The organism is Synechococcus sp. MU1655 (assembly GCF_023630655.1).
Taxonomy (GTDB): domain Bacteria; phylum Cyanobacteriota; class Cyanobacteriia; order PCC-6307; family Cyanobiaceae; genus Synechococcus_C.
The window spans coordinates 1-4,168 of the sequence record NZ_JAKUHK010000186.1; the positions used below are offsets into that span (position 1 = coordinate 1).

Sequence of the window (4,168 nt, forward strand, 5' to 3'; positions counted from 1 at the left end):
CCCAGCTGCTGAGTTCGTTGGCGCGATCCTTTTTCGGTTTCGGTGAGTAGGGCTTGGTGTCGGTTTGGCCTTGGCTTCGCCAATCCGTTGAGCAGTCGCGAAGGGCAGTTTCCAGCGTGTGTCCGCTTACGTTCCATTCCGCTTCGAACTCAGTCCAGCTCGATTGCAGCCACTGGTTAAAGCAATCGATCAAGGGACGCTCTAGGTCGTCTGATCCTTCAGTGCCGGCGATCCGAACAGCGCAATCGCTGTCCAAGCGACTGAGGGCATGGCTCAACTGATCAGCGGAGAGACCGGCATGCAATAGCCCTGAGACATCGTCGGGAGGCAGGGCCAACACTTGTTGTTCCCAGTAGTCGTAGGCCACCTCCTGGCACAGATGCTGGCTGTCATTTTCAAGACAAACCTCAATGGCCGTGCCGTTCTGGAGAGCTTGTCGGCGAAGGCTGCGCCTGCAGAAGCCATGGATGGTGGTGATGTCGGCACGTTCCAGCCCTTCCAGTGCTTCCAGCAGGTTGCTGGCGATTGTTCGACGGGTGTTGGGATCTTGCCCGTGGAGGGTTAGCCACTCCTCCATCACTGCATCTGTGGGTGGGGAGTCGGTTTGGGAGTCGGAGTTGTTGGTTTGGCTTTGGAGCAGCGCTTGGAGTGCGTCGTTGAGACGACGACCAATGCGTTCGCGCAATTCCGCAGCGGCGGCTTCTGTGAAGGTGACAACTAAAAGCTCTTTGAGGTTCAGCTTCCGCTCTGTGACTAGCCGTAGGACCAGGTGGGCTAAAGCAAAGGTTTTTCCCGTTCCAGCACTGGCCTCGAGGAGACGAACTCCTGCCTCAAGGGGGTATTGATTGGGTTGGAAACGGCTGCTCATGGCCGCTGCGCCTCCAACATCGGCGCATACAACGCTTGAAATGCCTCCTCAAAACAGGCCGCTGTTAAAAAATCGTCCGCTTCGAAGTGGTCGCCAAAACAAAGCTGCATCTCTGCCCGTGCCCGCTCCCCCATGCCAGCGAATCCACCATCCCAACGGCTTTCAAACGCTCGATTTGCTTTGTCAAGACCTTTGTGCCACATGAGGGCCCTCGCCAACCCACTGGCAGGCGGCACCGGCCAGCACGATTCAGCTCCTGCGGCCGCGAGAGTGTGGAGAGATAAGAGAAGCTCCTTCGCTCTGTCTGCATCCAATGGTTGCCAGTGAAGGGCTAGTTGAAAGTGATCAGCCTTGGTGCTGCTGTCACATCGACTGATCACAGCCGTTGGAGTGGACACTCCCGCCGCTTGCTGGATGAGGTGGGTGAACCATCCGCCAAGTGCCGTGCGCGACTGAAGCCGGCCTGCGCTGACCAACACCGTGGTTGTCCCAGCCCTGAGCACGGAGCGTGACTCGGTCTCTGAGCGGATCAAATCACAGTGCAGAGGCCCGAGTCGCAACAGCGTTTGTTGCAGGTTTTGCCAGCGCTGCTCAAGGCGATTGGCCGCCAGTTGGCCTGCTGCGCCAGGCGGAAGCATCCCTTGGCCGCGAAGCTGTGTGCTCCATTCGCCAGGAAGGGCGTGGTCCCAGATCAAGCTCGAATCCGTCGCCAGCCAGTCGAGCTGATCGAGAAAAGACTGATTTAAAAGAGATTGACGTTCCCGCTCTTCGAGTTCGAGCGCTGAAAGGTCTTCCACGGGGGTGGACCACTCCCGTGTCTCCAATCCCCGCGCTTTGAGCCAATAGCGCTGGGGAGCCTCAAGCCAACGATTGATGGCGTCTGAGTCGAAACCCTCAGAGGGGGCACCTGCAGTCCAGCTCAGGGGGTGGGCTAAGCCCAGGGCGCTGTTGCTCGAGCGCTGATAATCGCGGCGATCGAGATTGAGCCTGGCTTCGAGGTGGTGACGATCACAACTGAAGGCTGAACCGGCACGATTGACGAGAAAATTACGGGCATCCAAGGGATTCGCGGGTTGCTCCAACACCACGCGCTCGAACTGTTCGGGCGTGAGTTGCTCGTTGAGCAAGGTGAGCCATTGTTGGACCGGAGGCGAAGGGGGAAGCTCTTCGCCCTTGCGCTCATCGCGTGCATTCCAGCTAATCAGGAGATGTTGTCGCGCCGACATCAACGCCTCCAGCAGCACGTAACGGTCTTGATCTGTGCTTGATGGATCGCCGAGTCGGCGCTGCTGTTCCAGGAGGTGAAAGCCAGGGCGTTCCCGCTGACGTGGAAAGCTTTGCGAATCAAGCCCCATCAGCACGATCAGCCGATGGGGAATTGCGCGCATCGGCTCTAGGGCGCTGATCGTGAGGGCACCACTGCGGTGGCCAAAACGACCGCTATCCGCGGAGAGGGCCTCATCAAGAATGGAGACCACAACGGAAAGATCGAGATCAAGAGTGCACTCAGATGCCTGTTGCTGCATCCTGTCGAGTGCTTCGACGATCGCTTGTTGCTCCCAGGCCCAGTCCCCTCCATCCCCATAGAGATGCTGGAGAAGCTGATTCAACTGTGTGGTCCAGGCGCTGGGACTGTGGGGTTGACGTAGCCGAATGATCCATTGCGCTAGTCCATCCAGAAGCGGCCACCATTGTTCAAGCTGCTGAATGGTGAGACCTCCCTGGAAGGGGGCACAGCCTCCCGGAGCGAGACCTGGCTCTTCAGGCAGCACGAGACCAAGCAGCCAGCGATCAAGACACCAGCTCAGGCTATGGGTGTCATCGCCTCCACGCTCCTTGCCATCCACCCCCCAACGGAAGCCCGTTTGCTGGAGGCACTGGGTGATTCGCACGGCATCCGCCGCCGTGATCCCTTGGAGGACCTGAAGGGCGGGGTTAGCGAGAAGTGCCTCGAGCCCGGATGCCGTGAAGCGCTCACTGGCCAGCTTCAAAAGAGCCATAAACCCTTGGCTCAGTCCAGGAGAGCTCTGTTGGCTTCGGTCGGTGAGTCGCCAGGGAATGCTGATCCCAGTGGCATCGTGATCACCGAAGACGGAGCTGAGGAGCGGGGCGTAGCGCTCCACATCCGGAGTCATCACCAAGACATCTCGTGGCTCAAGGCTTGAATCAGAGGCCAGCCATTGCAGAATCTGATCCCGAACCAGTTGGACCTCTCGCCAGGGTCCTGCGCAGGCCAAAAAGCGCAATGAGTTGTCTTGATCAACAGGGTTTAGGGATGGTGCGCTTCCATCCACCAGCTGTTGTTGCACTTGCTCCAGGAGCGTCGCTGGCCGCTGTTCGGATGCAGCGATCTGAATGGGCGCGGCAAAGAGATCTCCCTGATCCCATTGGCCGAGAAAGCAATCGCCGTTGCCTTCTAAAAGCAACTGAAATTCAGCCCCCATGCGTCCCAAAATCGCTTCCAGTCTTGGCGATTCCAAGAGCCAGGGCCCATCGGGTGGAGTGTTCCAGGCTTGTCCGAGCGTTTGTCTTCTCTGTTCGGAGCGTTGCCACAGCTCAGGGCAAGGTGTCAGCAGGTAAAGCTCGATCGCCATTAGCCCCGAGAGGCCTTGTAGGAGTTCTATCTGCACTGGGGCGAGATTGCTGATGCCAAACAGGCGCAATTGAGGCGGTAGCGCGGCGGCTGAAACATCACCTGCCCGCAGACGTTGAATCGCCTTTTGCACTTGAAGACCAAAAGGATCACAGGGGAGGAGTGCTGCAAGGGCACGAACGAGCTGTGGTTGCCATTGCAGCTGAGCGGGCAGGTCGGCGTCTCCGTGGCCCTCAATCCATTGGCTCAGCTCCTGCGGTCGGTAGAGGGCGTAGTCGTCCACAGCATCGGCGAGGCAGCGGGCCAGTTGCCAGTGATCACGATTGAGACGTCCAGAAACGCTTGCGTGTTGCTCCCACCAGAGCTTCAGGCTTTCAGCTGTGGGATGGTCGAGAAGACTGGGGAGAACGTTTAAAACAGACCAAACCAGTCGTTCTGCACGCCAAGGATCTTCGCTCGTTGGATCGAGATCCAAAATGCAGCGCACCAGTTGACGTAAGCGCGATCCAGGAAAGGGAAAACGCACAAGAGCGCTGATGCCATTGGCTTTGGCAAGCTGCTCTCCGAGCCATCGGCTTGTGGGCCAAGTGTTGACCACAATCTCCAGCTCTTCAAACGGACCTGGGGGGTCAAGCGTCAGCGTCTGTGCCAGAAGCGTTGCAAGAAACTCTGTGCGATTGCTGCGGTAGACCGTTAGCAAGGCACTG

General features: G+C 58.5%; 2 protein-coding genes. Both read right to left on the minus strand.

Going from position 1 to position 4,168, the window contains the following annotated elements:
- On the minus strand, nucleotides 1-868 hold an 868-nt coding region (locus tag NCN04_RS08795), incomplete at its 3' end, for a UvrD-helicase domain-containing protein (RefSeq protein ID WP_250395836.1).
- On the minus strand, nucleotides 865-4,161 hold the full coding sequence (locus NCN04_RS08800; protein ID WP_250395837.1) for an exodeoxyribonuclease V subunit gamma: 3,297 nt from the start codon (nucleotides 4,159-4,161) through the stop codon (nucleotides 865-867). The genes NCN04_RS08795 and NCN04_RS08800, both read right to left, overlap by 4 nt.
- Between the last annotated feature and the right edge of the window lie 7 nt (nucleotides 4,162-4,168).